Consider the following 18,550-nt stretch of genomic DNA (forward strand, 5'->3'; position numbering starts at 1 on the left):
AAAACCGTTATTAATTTTTAAAGGGGAGTGTTCAAATGCAAAAACAAAAGATATTGATTAATGGAGAAAGACTTAAAGGAGAATTGGAACGTTTTGCCCAGTTTGGCCGAACGGAAAATAATGGTGTCACCCGTCTTTCTTTATCGGAAGAGGACCGTGCGGCAAGAGGTTATTTTCGCAAATGCTGTGAGGAATTAGGGATGACTGTGAAGGTTGACGACATGGGCTGCATGTATGCGACGCTTGGTGGAACGGAAAATAAGCCTCCCATCCTGATTGGCTCCCATTTAGACTCCGTTAAAAAAGGTGGCCGGTTCGACGGTGTTTTAGGTGTCTTGACAGGGCTTGAAGTCGTGCGTACAATTGTCGACCATAAAATTAAACCTAAATACCCGATTACAATTGTCAATTTCACGAATGAGGAGGGAGCAAGATTCGAGCCTTCGTTGATGGCATCAGGTGTACTCGCAGGTAAATTTGACAAAGCCGCCATGCTTCAAAAGGAAGATTCAGAAGGGATAACCTTTGAAGAAGCTCTTAAGGCAATTGGATATGATGGAAGTGTAGAAAACCGTCTTAAAGAAGCAGCCGCCTTTTTGGAATTGCACATCGAACAGGGGCCTATCCTCGAAAAAGAAGGCCACACAATTGGTGTAGTAGAATGTGTTGTCGGCATGGCTTGCTTTGAAATAGAGGTAACCGGGGAATCGGACCATGCCGGAACGACTCCAATGAACATGCGCAAGGATGCCCTATTTGCAACAAACAACCTAATTAATGAAACTCGTAAACGTCTAAGTGCTTTGGACTCCGATCTTGTTTTCACCATCGGCAGGGTAAACGTATATCCAAGCATCCATACCGTCATTCCGAATAAAGTTGTCTTTACGCTTGAAGCACGCCATAAAGACATGGAAATCGTCAACACTTTCAAAGATTTCGTTCAAGGGCTGCCGCATTTAGGCCTCGACGAAGGTTGTGAAATCAAGATAACAAAATTATGGGAGCGCGACACGGTGTGGTTCGAACCGGAACTTTGCGCTTCCTTGGAGCGATCTTCCCAGTCGCTGGGATATACCCATAAACGAATGGTTAGCGGCGCCGGGCATGATGCCCAGTTCATTGCAAGCTATGTCCCAACGGCCATGCTGTTCGTTCCAAGCATCAACGGAAAAAGCCATTGCGAGGAAGAATTGACTGCCTGGGAAGACTGCGAAAAAGGGGTCAATGTCGTATTGGATACAGTTCTTACACTGTTAAATAAATAAAATGATAATGGAACAGACTCCTCCGTTTATCGGAGGAGTTTTTTTAATGTTAAATTAAGGAAGAAATGTGTTGTTGAAGTTGGTGTTATGGTGTAAAATTACACCATAATATTCTAAAAGGGACTAGATATTAAAGAGGGGGCGGCTATAATGGGAAAAAAACTGCTACTTTTCATCTTTTATTTTGGATTAGTGCCACTAGGGTTATCTTTCCTTACACTGCCATTAATGGGGAATTTTGAAAAGCTTATGGAAATCCTGCTGTCTGTTCTCTTCGTGGGCGGCGGTTTGGCAGGATTTTTTGCTGGCAGGAAACTGCTAAGATTGTGCCAATTAAAAGAGTATATTGCCCTAATCCCGGTTCCACTTACTTATACTACAGTGCTATGGGCTGTTTTTATGCTGATTAATGGCGGATTTTACGGGGCAGATTCATGGTTATTCTATTGCATCTTTCATATCGCCTATGCACCGATTTACTTTGCTGCTATGTTTGGCGGCGAGGGAAGGCTGTTTTTATGGGCACCGCTGGCCTATGAGCTTTCATTTGCTATCGGAGTGATTATAGCAGCGGCCTCTCGTAAGGTACAATTCACTGTTGTTTTGACCAAGAAGAAGCAGTTTTTACCTATTTTAGCGGTGCTCCTTTTGGCAATTGGAACTGGTTCAGCTGTTCAATGGTATCGCAGCCAAACCGTTTTGCCGTCTTATGGCTTTAAATACGCAGGCGGCTACTCAAGCACGGACCTAACTCCTTACGATGTGACAAATCCAAATAACAAGTTACCGAAGGTTACCACAAAATCAACTTTTATTATAACGAACCCAATGGAAATGCCCGTCCTGGATGGGGCAGAAGCGGCCTTTCCGGTTTATTCTGCCTTTGCCCTCGCAACTTATGAAAATATTGAAAAGGTGATGGGTGAAAGCAGGGAGGTTGTCAGCTTTACAAACACCATTTATTCCTATGAACGCTTATTATCGGGAGAAGTAGACATTTACTTTGGGGCTGAGCCTTCTAAGGAGCAGCGAGAAATGGCAAAGCAAGCTGGGAAAGAGCTGGTTATGACCCCGATTGGCAAGGAAGCATTTGTCTTTTTCGTGAATCCGAAAAATGAGGTAGATAGTTTAAAGGTTTCTGAAATTAAAGGAATCTACTCTGGAAAGATTAACAATTGGTCCGAGCTTGGAGGAGGTTCCGAGAAAATTATTGCCTTTCAGCGTCCGAAAAATTCCGGCAGCCAAACCCTTTTGGAAAAAATAATGGGAGAAACAAAGATTATGAAGCCTCTTAAGGAGGATGTACCCGAAGGGATGGGCGGGATTATTGAACAAGTGGCCGACTATCGAAACTATCAAAATGCAATAGGGTTCTCATTTCGTTTTTTTGCAACCGGAATGAAGGAAAATCCAGATATTAAACTGTTGGCAATTAACGGGATTGAACCAGATCCAGAAAACATCGCAAGCGGCAATTACCCATTCACTGCCACACTCTACGCCATCACACTTAAAGACAACACAAACCCAAACATACAACCCTTTCTCGACTGGATGCAAGGCCCGCAAGGCCAGGAATTAGTTGAGAGAATTGGCTATATCAAGCTTGCTGAACAGTAATGTGGTGTCAATCGAGGTGACACGCACCGTCCGTGGACATATGTCCAGGTGGTGTGGACAATTTTTAAACATTAATAATATTAGAAAATTAAAACTGAATATTAATTAGGCTCTTTCGTATTTTGCGGGAGGGTCATTTTTCTGCTGTTTTCGTAAATAGTGTGATTTTTGCTCCTATGCTACCGATCCGATGAATTTATCAAGAGTTGGGGCGAATAGAAGGGCTATATGCAACGGACCGCAGAATTTATCAAGCATTGGGTCGCATAGAAGGGCTATATGCGACTGGACCGATGAATTTATCAAGGGTTGGGGCACATAGAAGGGCTATATGCGCCCGGACCGCAGAGTTTATCAAGAGTTGGGGCGCGTAGAAGGGCTATATGCGCCCGGACTGCAGAAATTATCAAGAGTTGGGGAGCATAGAAAGGTTATATGCGCCCGGACCGCAGAATTTATCAAGAGTTGGAGTGCATAGAAAGGTTATATGCGCCCGGACCGCAGAAATTATCAAGCGTTAGGGCTCATAGAAGGGCTATATGCGCCCGGACCGCAGAAATTATCAAGAGTTGGGGAGCATAGAAGGGCTATATGCGCCCGGACCGCAGAAATTATCAAGAGTTGGGGAGCATAGAAAGGTTATATGCGCCCGGACCGCAGAAATTATCAAGAGTTGGGGTGCATAGAAAGGTTATATGCGCCCGGACCGCAGAAATTATCAAGCGTTAGGGCTCATAGAAGGGCTATATGCGCCCGGACCGCAGAGTTTATCAAGAGTTGGGGCGCGTAGAAGGGCTATATGCGCCCGGACTGCAGAAATTATCAAGAGTTGGGGAGCATAGAAAGGTTATATGCGCCCGGACCGCAGAATTTATCAAGAGTTGGAGTGCATAGAAAGGTTATATGCGCCCGGACCGCAGAAATTATCAAGCGTTAGGGCTCATAGAAGGGCTATATGCGCCCGGACCGCAGAATTTATCAAGAGTTGGGGTGCATAGAAGGGCTATATGCGCCCAGTTCCCTAATTTTTTTAATGTTTGATCGCTTATAGCGAGGCAGTTAGTGATTCTTTCCTTCTTGAAGCGGTTTTTATATTAGAAAGCAACAATCTATTAGAAAAGAGAATATTTTTAATGGAAAATTCCACCTAAAGGTAACTATTCCAATGAAAGACAGTCTGGTTTATGATATATATATATACTAGTTTTTAGGTGGGAGTCAGTTGGTTCTATTAGATTACATCGTTAATCTTGCAATCTTTGCATTTTTAATATTTTTACCAATTGTTGCGGGTTCATTTAGTGATTTTAAACCGCTTAAACATTACCGGTTAATTGTGGGGTTCTATGGAGGAATGGTTTCTGCTATTCTTGTTGCCCTCGCCATTCACAGGGGCGGATATATATATGATATCCGTTATGCAGCAGTCATTATCAGTTTTGCCTATTTTGGTCCAGTCGGCGGCGTGATTACTGCAATCTGTTCAATTAGTGCAAGACTGCTTGTAGGGGGGCAGCTGGCCACACCAATCATCGGCTGGTTAATTATTGTAGCTGGCTTTTGTATTGCCCATGTATTTACAGCCCGCTTTACCGCAGTGAAAAGAAGTGTTATATTCTTTGCCCTTTATGCCATTATTTATTTTATAGAAGTACCGATTATATTTAATGTTTTGAGAGATAAGCCACTTTTTCACATTGAATATGTAGCTTTCGTCCTGCTCGGTGTCATTACTGGTGTTTTGCTAATCGAATCCTATTTAAAGCTTTACCGAATGAATAGCAGATTAATAGAAATGTATAAGATGGTTGAGAAAAGCGAATCTAAATATAGATTGATCGCAGAAAACACTTCTGACCTGATTAAAGTAATGCGTAAAAATCACTCAGTTACGTACTTTTCTCCATCTCATGAATTGATCCTGGGACATCAGTTATCGGAGTTGGAGGGAGTCGAACTGTGTAAATTCATTCATCCAAATGATGTGGATTTTTTTAGAAAAACGGTTCAAAGGATGTTTGATAAAGAAGAAGCCCAGTCAATGGAAATTCGCTTTCTTCATCAAGATGGGCGCTGGATTGAATTTGAATCCCGCTGCATGCCAGTCAGAGGGGAGAATGAGTTGATTGAGCACCTTGTCATCGTTAGCCGGGATATTTCGGAGCGAAAAAAATCTGAAGAGATCCTATTGCAATCCGAGAAGCTTTCGATCGTCGGAGAACTTGCAGCAGGGGTAGCCCATGAGATTCGGAATCCTCTTACAACAATTAAGGGATTTGTTCAGCTTTATAAAGCTGCAAACAGTTCTTTTGAATACAGTGATTTGCTGCTGGGTGAACTGTCCCGAATTGAAACCATTACAAGTGAGATGCTTTCATTGGGCAAGCCGCAAGCGGTTAAACTCACCAGGGCGGATTTACGGGAACTGATTGACAATACAATTGAATTTATATCTCCGCAGGCACTTATGACCGGTATACAAATGAACACGTTGTTTGAAGGGGCACCGTTCCCGGTTATTTGTGAGAAAAACCAGTTGAAGCAGGTATTCCTGAATATTATAAAGAATGCCATGGAGGCTATGCCGAAGGGTGGCGATATTGACATCCATCTCTGTAAAGGAGTTGATGGTGACTGTATTGTTACGATAAAGGACCATGGCTGCGGGATCCCGGAAGAGCTTTTGCCGCGGTTAGGCGAACCGTTTTATAGTTTAAAAGAAAAAGGAACCGGACTTGGTGTGATGATTTGCCATAAGATTATCAAGCAGCATAAAGGAAGTATTTCGTATTCAAGCAAACAAAACGAAGGAACAGTAGTAGAAATTAAATTACCGCTGGCAATATAAAAGATTGGTATGAGGGACTGTCTATTCAGAGAGTCTCTTTTTTGTTGGAAAAACTAATTAAACGTTTGATTGAAACGTTGGAATGCTTGGCACATAAGGGTTGGAGGAACTAATCAAACGTTTGATTGGATTTTTTAGGTCGAACGGAAAAATTAATCAACCGTTTGTATAGATTTGAGAAATGTGAGGAAAAAACTAACCAAACGTTTGATTGAAACGCAGGATTACTTGATACATAAGGCTTTGAGAAGCTAATCAAACGTTTGATTGAGTTTTATCAAGAACATGGCGGATAAGGTAATAAACCGTTAAAATAGTAGAAGGGAAATTTTCCAAAAAGGCTGTGATGATTCGTGTGTTTAATTCTTTTTGCATATAAAGTGCACCCTAAGTATCAGCTGATTGTGGCTGCCAATCGGGATGAGTTTTATAAAAGGCCGACTGCTCCTGCCCATTTTTGGGAAGATGAGCCTGATATCCTTGCCGGCAGGGATCTGGAGAAAATGGGAACTTGGATGGGTGTCACCCGGGGAGGGCGGTTTGCCGCATTGACCAACTATCGCAATCCAAAAGAGGTTGCCGAGGGAAAACGGTCAAGGGGGGAACTGGTGGCGGATGCCTTGAATTACAATGGGACCATTGAAAGTTACATGCAAAAGCTGTCAGAAACAAAGGAGCAATACCCCGGCTACAACCTGCTGGCAGGGGATGCCGAGGGACTTTATTATTATTCTAACATTGGACAAGAGTTTCAAAAGCTTGAGCCGGGCATTTATGGGGTCAGCAACCATCTTCTTAATACCGAGTGGCCAAAGGTGATAATGGGGAAGGCTGGCATGTCAAACATCGTAGCCAATGACCCGAAGGTCCTCGAGGAGCAGCTTATGACCCTTCTCAATAATGCAGATTCTGCACCGGATGAACGACTGCCGAATACGGGCGTGTCATTAGAGATGGAAAGAATGCTTTCACCAATGTTTATCAAAAGTGGGAATTACGGGACAAGAAGTTCGACGGTTATGCTTTTGTCTGATAATGAAATAAAATATATAGAACGAGTTTTTTCAACTGAAGGTACCAATGATCAAAAATATATCATCTCCTATTAATACAGCGGATTATGCATCTGCTGTATTTTTTTATTATCATTTTAGTAAAAATTTTAGTAAAAATAATTGCCTTAGTTTTACTTGTGTTAGTACAATGAAGGTAACGAAGCAGACTTTAAGTAGCTGGAGGAAACCATGATGAATGAGACTACACTGAAAAAAACCTTTAATGACTTATTTCATGCCCCACCCCAAAAGGCTTTCTTTGCCCCGGGAAGGATTAATTTGATCGGCGAGCATACCGACTATAACGGCGGTCATGTATTCCCATGTGCGATTACTTATGGAACATATGCAGTTGCTGCCAGGCGTGAGGACCAGCTGGTTCGTCTTTATTCTGTTAACTTTCCCGATAATGGAGTAATTGAATTTGACTTAAATCAGCTTGAATATAATAAAGAGCACAATTGGGCCAACTATCCGAAAGGGATGATCCGTTATATTATCGAGGAAGGTTATAGAATACCAGAGGGCTTTGAGTGTGTCATCCATGGTAATATCCCGAATGGTGCCGGCCTGTCATCATCCGCTTCAATTGAATTGTTAACTGGTGTCCTTGTCAATGGCCTGTTTGAATTGGAGATACCACGACTTGATTTAATTAAAATTGGCAAAAGGGTTGAGAATGAATTTATTGGAGTAAACAGCGGGATTATGGACCAATTTGCCATTGGTATGGGAAAGCAGGATACAGGAATATTACTAGACTGCCAGACTCTCAAATACGAGTATGCACCGATTCAACTAGATAGCCACAAAATTATCATAATGAATACGAACAAGAGGCGTGAATCTGCTGACTCAAAATACAATGAGCGCAGAAGCGAATGTGAAACGGCTCTTGCAGAGCTTCAGGAAAAGCTTCCTATTGAAGCGCTGGGGCAGTTATCTGAAGAGGAGTTTGCTGAAAACCAGATTTTCATCACAAATGAAATAGTACGCAAGAGAGCGAAGCATGCAGTTTATGAAAATGTCAGAACATTAAAGGCGCTCGATGCACTTAAGGCTGGCGATCTAGTGTCGTTTGGACAGTTGATGAACCAGTCCCACACTTCTTTAAGGGACGACTATGAAGTTACTGGAATTGAACTTGATAGTTTAGTAGAAGCGGCCTGGAAGCAGCCAGGAGTCGTTGGGGCGAGGATGACGGGGGCAGGATTCGGGGGCTGCGCCATTGCAATTGTTGTCAATGAAGAGGTTGAAAAGTTTATTACCAATGTTGGTGCGGCCTATCTTGATAAAATTGGCCGGGCTGCGCACTTTTACGTGGCGGGCATTGGCGATGGGGCGAAGGAAATCGGAATGGAGGAAGTGAGATGAGCACTCAACAACTAGTCCAACAATTAGTTGAGCGTGCGTTGGAGGCTCAATTAATAGAGAAAGAGGATGTTATTTATGCACGTAATCAAGTCCTCTCACTACTGCATTTGAAAGATTTCAGCATTAACGAACCGGCAGAAAAGATGGATTTGTCCATCCCGGATTTACTCGATCAAATGGTCGATTATGTTTGCAAACAAGGAATCATTGAAGATATCTTTGACGAAAAAGAAATTTTTTCGAGCCAAATCATGAACTGCTTTATGGCAAGGCCTTCCGAAATCAATCGGCAATTTTTTCAAAAATACAAGCAGAGTCCGGAGGCGGCTACCGAGTTTTACTATGATTTAAGTAAAAATAGCAATTACATTCAGGTGAAGCGGATTCGTAAAAATATTGAGTATAAAGCAGTAACAGAATACGGTGAATTAGATATTACCATTAATCTATCAAAGCCAGAAAAAGATCCGAAAAGTATTGCGCTTGAGCGGGCGATGAAACAAACCGGGTATCCGAAGTGTTTGCTTTGCGTTGAGAATGAGGGGTATGCCGGGAGAATCGGCCATCCTGCCCGCTCTAGCCACCGTATGATTCGGATGAATCTTCTGGATGAGACGTGGTATTTGCAGTATTCACCGTATGTTTACTACAACGAGCACTGCATAGTCTTGTCTGAAGAGCATACTGAAATGAAAATCAGCAGGCTGACCTTCCAGCGGCTGTTAGCTTTCGTTGAGCAATTTCCACATTATTTTATTGGTTCCAATGCCGATATCCCGATAGTTGGCGGTTCGATTTTATCCCATGAACATTACCAGGGAGGCAACTATGAATTTGCAATGGCAAAGGCGGAATCGGAATGGTCATTTGAGATACCCAATTTCCCGGATGTCCAGGCTGCCGTTGTGAAATGGCCATTGTCTGTCATTCGTCTGCGTTCAGAAGAAATGAATACGCTTGTTGCCGCAGGTTCCCTTATTTTGGACAAATGGAAAAACTATAGCGACGAAACACTTGATATTATCGCCTTGACCGGAGAGGTTCCGCACAATACGATTACACCGATTACCCGAAAGAAAGGAGACCTTTTTGAACTGGATTTGGTTCTGCGCAATAACCGGACGAGCGAGGAGCATCCGCTGGGCATTTTCCACCCGCATGCGGATGTCCATCATATCAAAAAGGAAAACATCGGCCTCATCGAAGTCATGGGATTGGCGGTTTTGCCGGCGCGCCTGTTGGCGGAACTGCAAGAGGTGGAAGCTTTTATCCTTGACAAAAAAGCAGAGGTTGCAGGCTATCATTTAAGCTGGGCTGAGGAGTTAAAGCGGCGATTTCAAGGCAAGGTTGACGAGTCAAACGTGAGTGCGTTGGTAAGAGCAGAGGTTGGAAGGAAATTTTTGAAGGTACTGGAAGATGCGGGCATGTTTAAACGGAATGAAGATGGGAAAGCTGGGTTCCTGCGTTTTGTCAAATCGTTGTAATCTATAGATTGAGGTTTGGGAGGAAGTGAGAAAATGGAAATGGCAGAAAATGTATTTGGACGTTATAATGGTGAGCAGGTATACGAATATACGCTAACTAGTGATTCAGGAATAGCCGTGTCCTGTCTAAATTATGGCTGTATCATCAACAAAATATTGGTGCCTGACCGGCAGGGTAAAGTGGAAAATGTTGTGCTCGGGTTTGACCGTTTTGAGGATTATCTGGAATGGTCCCCGTATTTTGGGGCAGTGGTTGGACGGGTAGCGGGAAGAATTAAAGGCGCCGAATTTGAATTGGACGGGAAAGTATTAGAAGGGCCGTATTCTGTCTCGGGTGTCCGGGCACGGAACTATTTGGGCGTATGCCTAGAAACCCAAGGGCTTCCCGATGCCATCCATCATCCGGATTTTCCAACTGTCATTTTAAATCCCGAGGAAGTATACTATTCCACAACGAAGTATCGTTTTTTTTCTAATACAATAGGAGTTTGATTTATGGCAACTATTAAGGATATTGCAAAAAAAGCGGGAGTATCAATTGCCACTGTCTCAAGAGTGCTGAATTATGATGCGACCCTTTCAGTCAGCGACGAAACGAAAAAGCGGATTTTTGAAGTGGCTGAGGAGCTGGATTATAAGAAAAAAGCAAGTGCCCGTAAACCCGAAATCGGAAAAATTGCTCTTTTTCAATGGTATACAGAAAAAGAAGAGCTTGAGGATTTGTATTACATGTCCATTCGGCTTGGAGTGGAAAACCGCTGCCGGCACCATGGGATTCAGGTCATTAAATACTTTCAGGATAGCTTCGAGGAATTGAAGGAAGAGGTCATCCAGGGACTTATTGCCATCGGTAAATTCAGCAGCAAGCAAGTAAGTGAATTGTCTTCTGTTACGGATAACATTGTGTTTGTCGATTATTCTCCAGATGAAGATCTATATGATTCGGTTGTGGTCGATTTTGAAAGAGCCACTGTTAAAGTCCTAGATTATCTATTGGAAAAAGGGCATAAGCAGATTGGTTATATTGGGGGAAGAGAGGGGTTTAAAGATCAAAGCTCAACCCTGGAAGACCCAAGGGAATTGGCGTTCAAACGTCATTTAAACGAAAAAGGTCTATTAAATGAGGGATATATATATACGGGGATGTTCTCAGTCGACAATGGCTATTCCATGATGCATAGAGCTATTCAGGAACATGGAAATAACCTCCCAACGGCTTTCTTAGCCGGAAATGATCCACTTGCAATTGGAGCGCTGCGGGCGCTCCTTGAAGAAGGAATCTCTGTGCCAAAACGAGTTAACCTTATCGGTATTAATGATATAAGTGTATCCAAATATGTTTTTCCTTCACTTAGCACAGTCAAGGTTCATACAGAGCTTATGGGAGAAACAGCTGTGGATACGCTGCTAGAAAGGTTTGAAGGAAGAAAAACAGCTAAAACAATATCGATCGCAACCGAACTAGTCATTAGAAACAGCACTTTCTAATGACTATAAAAAGGCGGCATTGTCCATCTCGGGATGGATGGTGCCGCTTTTTTTATGGTAATAGATGTTTCTGGAATAATTTTATAAAACTACTAAAATAACAATTAATTTGCAGATAAATGGATAAATGCTATGAAAACGGTTACTTTAAAAATTAAAAAATTATAAATTGACTGAAAAATAAAATTATATTATTATACTAATAACAATAATGCAAATTTTTATATTCCATCTTAAAGAAAGTGAAGTGATTTAGATGTCACAAATGCTAGCCTTAGTCATAGTGGTATTTATTTTATTAGTAGGAGACCTTGTTGCGGTACGGACGAAAGCATGGATCCCATCAATATTTGTCAGTGCTGTATTATTCATTATTGGTTATTGGACCTTTTTTCCTAAAGATATCGTATCGATATCAGGTGTACCGCCTGTAGTTGCGACGATGCTGATGTACTTGTTAATCACTAATATGGGTACCTTGCTATCTCTTCATGAATTGAAAAAGCAATGGAAAACGATTGTCATTGCCCTTTCTGGAATCCTTGGGATTATTGCCATGTTGATGACCATAGGCAGCCTTATTTTCGGTTTTCAAACAGTCGTTGTGGCGATTCCGCCATTAGTGGGCGGGGTAGTTTCTGCATTAATCATGTCTGAAGGTGCAAAGGAAGCAGGCCTCGCATCTTTATCCGTTTTTGCTATTGTTATCTATGTTGTTCAGGGATTTGCAGGTTATCCGATCACCTCAATCGTATTAAAGAAAGAGGGAAAAAGGCTTTTGAAGCAGTACCGCAGTGGGGAGATCGCCATGATGAAGGAACAGGGAACTGCTGCAGCAGAGGTTGCCGCCGCTTCCGCGGTTGCAAAACCTGAACTTAAGCTGTTTAAAAATTTACCTGATAAATACAACACCGATTTCTTTAAGTTTTTTAGACTTGCATTAGTTGCTTATCTTGCCTATCAAGTTTCAGCGTTGGCCGCGCCGGTTGTTTCCATCAGCCCGTTTGTTCTATGTTTGTTGTTTGGCGTCATCGCCTCAAGTGCTGGCTTTTTGGAAAAGCAGGTCCTGCAAAAAGCCAACGGTTTTGGTTTAGCCATTATGGCGCTGATGCTGTTTATTTTTGACGGCCTCAAGCAAGCGACACCAAGCATGATGATGCAGATTTTATATCCACTGGTGGGCACCATCATTTTAGCAGTAATCGGTATGTATATCTTCTCCTTTATCGCCGGCAAGATTTTGAAGGTGAGCAAAGAAATGGCGTTTGCCGTTTCCCTGACTGCTTTATACGGATTTCCGGCTGACTATATCATTACCAATGAAGTAATCAAGTCGTTAACAGATGACGAGAAAGAAAGAGAATTCCTGACAAATCGTATGCTGCCGCCAATGCTAGTGGGTGGTTTCATCACAGTGACAATTGTATCGGTTATTTTAGCGGGGATCTTTGTTGGATTCTTGAAATAATTGGAGGAGAAAATATTGAGTGATTTACAGCAGAGAATTGAAAAACATATAGAGGTCCTGAGCCAATTCACTGCCACGCCGGGAAAAGGGACAACCCGGCTGACGTACAGCAAAGAGGACTTACAGGCCCGGAATTATATTAAAGAAATCATGAAGGAATACGGACTAGAGGTTCGCGAAGACGGTTTAGGCAATATTTTTGGCAAACTTGAAGGCACGTTAAAGGATGCCCCTAGTGTCCTAGTCGGTTCCCATTTTGATTCCGTACCAAATGGCGGGTCCTACGACGGACCTGCCGGTGTGGTGGCGGGACTCGAGGTTGCAGGACTTTTCTTAAAAAATAACCTGACACCCAAGTACCCATTGGAAGTGATTGCCCTGATAGAAGAAGAGGGTTCTAGATTTGGCGGCGGTCTGATGGGGTCGAGAGGGATAACGGGCTTATTAACAGAGGAAGAGTTTTTCAAGATTACTGATAAAGATGGGAAGACCGCTGTCGAGGCGATGACTGAAATTGGCCTCGACCCCTCTTTGCCGAAAAAAAGGGAACCAAAAACACTTAAGGCCTATTTGGAGTTGCATATTGAACAAGGGCCAATCCTTGAGGAAAAAGGAATCCCGATTGGCATGGTGGAAGCTATTGTTGGATTAACCCAATTGGAAGTAACCGTTGAAGGACGTGCAGGGCATGCGGGCACCACCCCAATGGACCGCCGGGCGGATGCCTTAGTTGCGGCTGCACAAATGATTGCTCGATTTCCGGAAATTGCTTGTGAGGCAGGGGAAGGAACAGTCATCACTACAGGCCGTCTTAACGTTTGGCCGAACGGGGCAAATGTTATTCCTGATAAAGTTGTGTTTACCGTCGATATCCGTTCCGGAAAAGAGGAACGCGTCCAAGATGCTGTCGAGAAGGTATTGGAATGGACCCAATCCTATAATGGCAATGGAATCAAGACCACAGTCCAGCAGCAATTATACATGCCGCCGAAAGTGATGAATCCAGAGATTGTCTCTCTTTTAAAACAGAAATGCAGCGAGCTGAATCTTTCCTACTGTTCCATCAACAGCGGTGCGGGCCATGACGCAATGGTACTATCCGATGTGACCGACGTGGCAATGCTGTTTATTCCTAGTAAGGACGGGCTCAGCCATTGTCCGGAAGAGTGGTCCAGCAGTAAGGATATCGCCAATGCCATAGAGATTTTATACCAAACAGCAAAAACGTTAACGGAGGCAGAATAGCTATGATTCATGCAAAAATTAAAGAAGCGATTCAAAAATATAACGAAGAATTAGTAGAGTTGCGCAGAAAGTTTCACCGTGAACCAGAATTGTCCTGGGAGGAATATAAGACAACCGCCTTTATTTGTGAGTATCTAGACAACCTTGGGATCCCGTACCGGAAGACAGAGCCCACGGGTGTCATTGCCACGATTGAAGGCGGGAAGCCTGGTAAAACCGTAGGGCTGCGGGGTGATATGGATGCCTTGACGGTGGATGAATTAAATAGGGATCTTCCATATGCCTCCCAAGAGGATGGCAAAATGCATGCCTGCGGTCATGATGCCCATACAGCAATGCTGTTGATTGCCGCTAAGGCTCTGAATGAGATAAAAGAAGAACTGCCTGGTAATGTCCGTTTGATTTATCAGCCGGCGGAGGAAGTGGCGACAGGTGCGAAAGGAATGGTGGAACAAGGAGCAATGGAAGGGGTCGATAATGTTTTCGGCATCCATATCTGGTCGCAGATGCCGACCGGGAAGGTTTCCTGCAATCCTGGACCATCCTTTGCTTCCGCAGACCTATTTACCGTCACGTTTAAAGGTAGAGGCGGTCATGGTGCAATTCCACAAGCTTGTATTGATGCAGCGGTTGTGGCTTCCTCATTTGTGATGAATGTGCAATCAGTGGTCTCACGCACTGTCGACCCGCAGCAGCCGGCAGTTCTAACAGTGGGAAAAATGGTCGTTGGGACACGGTTTAACGTAATTGCTGAAAATGCGTACATTGAGGGAACTGTGCGCTGTTTCGACCCGGCAGTGAGGGACCATATTGAAACCCAGCTAAAGCAATATGCGGAACAAGTAGCAGCCATTTACGGGGCGACGGCACAGGTTGATTACGTGCGTGGTACCCAAGCGGTTAACAATGATGAGTATAGTGCAAAGCTTGTTCAGAAGACCACTTCCGAAGCGTTTGGCGAGGAGGCTGTCTATTTCGAAAAGCCAACCATGGGCGGGGAAGACTTCAGTGAATACATGATGGAGGCCCCTGGCAGCTTTGCTCTTGTAGGCTGCGGCAACCCTGAAAAAGATACACAATGGGCCCACCACCATGGGAAATTCAACATCGACGAAGATGCCCTCGCAACCGGCGCCGAACTCTACGCACAATACGCATGGGCATACCTAAATGAAAAATAGAATAGGTGAATAATAGAACAAGGTGTCAAGCACTTTGTGGACAGAATGGTATTTTGTCCACGTGGGGCTGACACCTTTTTTTATATGTGCATGTATAGAAACAGTCCAAAAACCAAAAATCAAGCTACATAAAGAGGTGCCTGGCACCTCCTAAATAATATTTTGCGTAAATTTACAAAATTATGGGTTCACATTTGGAAGTGGATGGAATATAATCATAGTGTACTATGTATGATAGTACAGTTAATACAGATTGGGGGCACCCAGTTATGTTTGAGCTGGATATGAGGAGCCGCAAGCCGATATATGAACAGCTGGTGGATAAGATAAAGGAACTGATTATGAATGAGCTGCTCAACCCTGACGAACAGCTTCCGTCGGTCCGGCAGCTTGCAACTGAGCTTTCCATCAACCCAAATACGATTCAAAAGGCTTACCGAGAGCTTGAAATGCAGGGGTATATTTACTCTGTCAAAGGAAAGGGAAGTTTTGTCAATCCTAACCAAAAAGCTATTGACAAGGAGAAGATTGTGGAAATGAAGAAGGAACTGGAGAAATTAATCTTGGAGGCCTTATACCTAGGGATTCCTGCCCAAGAACTGATCAGTCTCATTCAAGACCTTGATGCTTCTAAGGGGGGAGCCTGACAGCCATGATTGAATTTAAAAACGTAACGAAAAAATTTGATCGATACACAGCTATTGAAAACGTCAACCTGACCATTCAATCGGGTTCAATATATGGATTAATCGGCTCCAACGGAGCAGGAAAAACAACCATTATCAAGCTGCTCGCGGGTATTTACCGACAGGATCAAGGGGAAATCTCGATTGACGGGCAGCCCGTTTTTGAAAACGTCCACCTCAAAGAAAAACTTGTTTTTATACCAGACCATCCATACGTTTTCCCACAATACACCACCAAGCAAATGGCCCGCTTTTATAGAAGCTGTTATCCAAGCTGGGATGAGGAGCGCTTCAAGAATTTGGCCCAAGCGTTTGAGGTGGATGTAAACAAGAAAATTCAATCCTTTTCCAAAGGGTGGCAGCGGCAGATTGCCTTTATTATGGCTCTTGCGGCAAAGCCGGATATTCTCATCCTAGATGAGCCTATGGACGGTCTTGACCCGGTTGTTCGAAAAAAAGTGAAGAATCTGCTGATTCAAGATGTGGCGGAAAGAGAAATGACGATTCTCGTTTCATCCCATAACCTTCGGGAGATTGAGGACATTTGCGACCATATCGGTATCCTTCACAAAGGGACACTTTTAATCGAAAAAGAACTGGATGATCTAAAGTCAAATGTTCACAAAGTCCAAGTTGCCTATAAGAATGGCGTACCGGACAGACTGCTCGATAAACTAAAGCCGCTTCATTCGGAAAAACGAGGAAGTGTCCATTTGCTTATCGTCAGGGGTGAAGAGACAACAATTGCCAAACAAATTATCGAGACCCATCCCGTCATTTTTGACCTGCTCCCGCTAACACTTGAAGAGATCTTTATTTACGAAATGGGGGATATCGGCTATGCCATCAAAAATGTCGTTGTTTAATAAAGAACTGATGCTGCAAATGGGTAGGAGCACAGGGTGGATTTCTGTTATTTATCTGCTTGGTTTGCTGTTTGTGCTCCCGATTCGCATCCTGTTAATTCTGTATTCCGATGCCGATAATTTCTTATTCTACCAGTCTCGTAATAATCTTTTTCAATATGATTATGAGATTCAGGTTTTCTTAATCGCGATTGCCCCTGTTATTTTGGCTGTCTTTTTATTTCGGTTCCTGCATGTCAAACAAGCAACGGACCTCATGCACAGTCTTCCGTTAAAAAGGGAACGGATTTTTCACCATTATGCCCTGACAGGAATGGTGCTGCTCGTCCTGCCGGTAGCCATCGTGACAGGAATCACTTACATTATGCATTTCACCTATGACCTCGGCAGCTTGTTCACCATCCATGATTTACTCTACTGGTCAGGCACAATCATTGTTATTACACTGCTCCTGTATATAGCCAGCGTATTTGTTGGAATTATGACGGGAATCACGGTAGTTCAAGCTGTACTGGCGTATGCTTTTCTATTCTTCCCCATCGGAATTACCGTATTGCTGTCATATAATTTGAAAATCTTACTCTATGGATTCCCGAGTGATTTTTTCCTAAACCGCCAGATGGAAAAATTATCACCAATCACCTTTACGGCCGTTCTTGAAAACCGCGCTTTTCAATGGAAGGACGCTGTACTATATATTGTCCTTACAATTGTTTTGTACGGTGTGTCCTTGCTTTTTTATAAAAAAAGAAATCTAGAGTCGGCCTCGGAAGCGATTGCCTTCCCGAAATTGCGTTCGGTCTTTAAATATGGAACTGCCTTTTGCTTCATGCTCTTGGGAGGGGCGTATTTTAACGAAGTTTCTTTTAGGAATTTTGGCTGGACCTTGTTTGGCTATGGAATCGGAGCAGCCCTCGGCTACTTTGCGGCTGAGATGGTGCTGCGTAAGACATGGCGGGTTTTCACTCGCATCAAAGGACTGATCGTTTATTTAGCTGCAATGGCGCTGTTTGTGTTAGGAGTTCAGGCGCTTGGATTCTATGAAAATAGAGTTCCCGAACAAAGTGAAATTAAGAATGTCCTGCTAACAGACAATCCAAATTTTTACCTGAGCCATGATGGTTTTTACGGGGATGTCTTTGACCCTAAACCAATGAAGGAACCGGAGAACATTGCGGCCGTCCTGAAGATGCATAAACAAATCTTGGCAAATAAAAAAATCAACCAGCAGGAAAAGAATAAATCCGATAGAGAGTTTTTTATCATGTATGAATTGAAAAACGGGAAAAAGGTCATTCGCCAGTACCGTGTCATGACGCGTCTTTATGAGGATATATATAAGCCGATTTACGAATCGAAGGAATTTAAAATGACTTCAAAAGAGATTTTTATGATGGATGAAAACAAAGTGAAATATCTGCAAATCAGGGCTAATGGGCCGGTGAACAAGTTTGTCACCCTTGCAAAGCCTGAGGATGTAAGGCATGCGTTGTCTCTCTTAAGGGAAGATGTGCTTGCTGAATCCTATAATGATAGTATTTATTATACGAGTCTAGGTTCAATGGTTGAAATCAATTTGGGGAACGAACAGTCTGTTATGTTTGAACTAAAGCCGACTTATCGGAAATTTGAGGGCTGGCTGAAGGAAAAAGAGGTTCTCGATCAAGCAAAGGTAACGGCAGAGGATATCTCACACGTTCTGGTGGCCAAGGGGGATTTCTCTTCCATTGAGGATGGCGGTAAATTTCCGACAGATATCGAATCTGCGATAGAACACAGCGGGAACACCTTGAAAATTACCGATAAAGGCCAAATTGAACAAGTACTTGAGAACGCCGGGACAAATCCTCGATATGAATATGCGGCAATTGTGAAATTTAAAGATGGTCATTTTAGTGAAATCACTTATTTTGATGAGGAGCATGTGCCGGAGTTTATTAAAAATCATTTTAAGTAACCAGGAGCGA

14 protein-coding genes are annotated in these 18,550 nt (G+C 43.2%); all 14 read left to right on the forward strand.

What is annotated here, in order from left to right; all coding sequences use genetic code 11:
- Nucleotides 1–35: 35 nt before the first annotated feature.
- The 14 genes from ACZ5AE_RS02055 to ACZ5AE_RS02120 all read left to right on the forward strand — a co-directional run bounded on the left by ACZ5AE_RS02055 (nucleotide 36) and on the right by ACZ5AE_RS02120 (nucleotide 18,540).
- Nucleotides 36–1,268 carry an allantoate amidohydrolase gene (locus ACZ5AE_RS02055; protein ID WP_464569012.1) on the forward strand — a complete coding sequence of 411 codons (1,233 nt, stop codon included), beginning with the start codon at nucleotides 36–38 and terminating at the stop codon, nucleotides 1,266–1,268.
- Between the two features lie 150 nt (nucleotides 1,269–1,418).
- Nucleotides 1,419–2,888 (forward strand): PstS family phosphate ABC transporter substrate-binding protein, encoded by a 1,470-nt coding sequence (locus ACZ5AE_RS02060; RefSeq protein WP_464569014.1) that lies wholly within the window; start codon nucleotides 1,419–1,421, stop codon nucleotides 2,886–2,888.
- 1,222 nt (nucleotides 2,889–4,110) lie between these two features.
- Entirely contained in the window at nucleotides 4,111–5,736 is a 1,626-nt protein-coding gene (locus ACZ5AE_RS02065) for an ATP-binding protein (protein WP_464569016.1), read from the forward strand.
- Nucleotides 5,737–6,089: 353 nt separating this feature from the next.
- Nucleotides 6,090–6,845, forward strand: coding sequence for an NRDE family protein (locus tag ACZ5AE_RS02070; RefSeq protein WP_464569018.1), 756 nt, complete (start codon nucleotides 6,090–6,092; stop codon nucleotides 6,843–6,845).
- A gap of 138 nt (nucleotides 6,846–6,983) precedes the next feature.
- Complete coding sequence (locus ACZ5AE_RS02075) at nucleotides 6,984–8,165, forward strand: galactokinase (protein ID WP_464573515.1); 1,182 nt, start codon at nucleotides 6,984–6,986, stop codon at nucleotides 8,163–8,165.
- Nucleotides 8,162–9,649: a UDP-glucose--hexose-1-phosphate uridylyltransferase gene (gene galT, locus ACZ5AE_RS02080; protein WP_464569020.1), complete on the forward strand. Its 1,488-nt coding sequence runs from the start codon at nucleotides 8,162–8,164 to the stop codon at nucleotides 9,647–9,649. Before ACZ5AE_RS02075 ends, galT begins: the two co-directional genes overlap by 4 nt.
- Nucleotides 9,650–9,682: 33 nt before the next feature.
- Complete coding sequence (locus ACZ5AE_RS02085) at nucleotides 9,683–10,141, forward strand: aldose epimerase family protein (RefSeq protein ID WP_464569022.1); 459 nt, start codon at nucleotides 9,683–9,685, stop codon at nucleotides 10,139–10,141.
- Nucleotides 10,142–10,144: 3 nt separating this feature from the next.
- Nucleotides 10,145–11,137, forward strand: coding sequence for a LacI family DNA-binding transcriptional regulator (locus ACZ5AE_RS02090; RefSeq protein WP_464569024.1), 993 nt, complete (start codon nucleotides 10,145–10,147; stop codon nucleotides 11,135–11,137).
- Between the two features lie 256 nt (nucleotides 11,138–11,393).
- Nucleotides 11,394–12,605, forward strand: a complete 1,212-nt coding sequence (locus ACZ5AE_RS02095; RefSeq protein WP_464569026.1) for a hypothetical protein — start codon at nucleotides 11,394–11,396, stop codon at nucleotides 12,603–12,605.
- A 15-nt stretch (nucleotides 12,606–12,620) separates the two neighbouring features.
- Complete coding sequence (locus ACZ5AE_RS02100) at nucleotides 12,621–13,850, forward strand: allantoate amidohydrolase (RefSeq protein ID WP_464569028.1); 1,230 nt, start codon at nucleotides 12,621–12,623, stop codon at nucleotides 13,848–13,850.
- A gap of 2 nt (nucleotides 13,851–13,852) precedes the next feature.
- On the forward strand, nucleotides 13,853–15,031 hold the full coding sequence (locus ACZ5AE_RS02105) for an amidohydrolase (RefSeq protein ID WP_464569030.1): 1,179 nt from the start codon (nucleotides 13,853–13,855) through the stop codon (nucleotides 15,029–15,031).
- Nucleotides 15,032–15,300: 269 nt separating this feature from the next.
- On the forward strand, nucleotides 15,301–15,678 hold the full coding sequence (locus tag ACZ5AE_RS02110) for a GntR family transcriptional regulator (protein WP_464569032.1): 378 nt from the start codon (nucleotides 15,301–15,303) through the stop codon (nucleotides 15,676–15,678).
- Nucleotides 15,679–15,683: 5 nt separating this feature from the next.
- A complete protein-coding gene (locus ACZ5AE_RS02115; RefSeq protein ID WP_464569034.1) occupies nucleotides 15,684–16,583 on the forward strand; it encodes an ABC transporter ATP-binding protein in 900 nt (299 codons plus the stop codon).
- Nucleotides 16,558–18,540, forward strand: coding sequence for a DUF6449 domain-containing protein (locus ACZ5AE_RS02120; RefSeq protein ID WP_464569036.1), 1,983 nt, complete (start codon nucleotides 16,558–16,560; stop codon nucleotides 18,538–18,540). The genes ACZ5AE_RS02115 and ACZ5AE_RS02120 overlap by 26 nt, the downstream gene beginning before the upstream one ends.
- Nucleotides 18,541–18,550 lie beyond the last annotated feature (10 nt).

The sequence above is a fragment of the Neobacillus sp. S1227 genome, assembly GCF_055385255.1.